The sequence below is a fragment of the Streptomyces sp. NRRL WC-3618 genome (assembly GCF_001280005.1).
GTDB lineage: Bacteria > Actinomycetota > Actinomycetes > Streptomycetales > Streptomycetaceae > Streptomyces.
The window spans coordinates 1-257 of sequence record NZ_LGDW01000391.1 but is presented as its reverse complement, the minus strand read 5'-3'; the positions used below and the strand labels follow the sequence as shown (position 1 = coordinate 257).

At 70.8% G+C, this 257-nt stretch carries 1 protein-coding gene; it reads right to left on the bottom strand.

The features are described from left to right. The coding region (locus tag ADL01_RS27205) for an RICIN domain-containing protein (protein WP_199834940.1) at positions 1 to 257 on the bottom strand (257 nt) is incomplete at both ends.

The following is a 257-nucleotide window of genomic DNA, read 5'->3' as shown; positions in this document are numbered from 1 at the left end:
GGCCAGGCCGGTCCACTTCTGGTTGGCGCCGCCGGTGCACGACCAGAGCTGCGCCACCGTGCCGTTGGCCGAACCCCAGCCCGCGGCTTCCAGGCACAGCCCGGACCGCACGCCGACGATCGTGCCGTCGGCGTTCACCCGCCACTGCTGGTTGTCACTGCCGGTGCACGACCAGATCTGCACCGCGGTCCCGTTCGTGGTACCGCCGCCCCGGGCATCCAGGCACTTGTTGCCGTACACGGTCAGCTGGCTGCTGT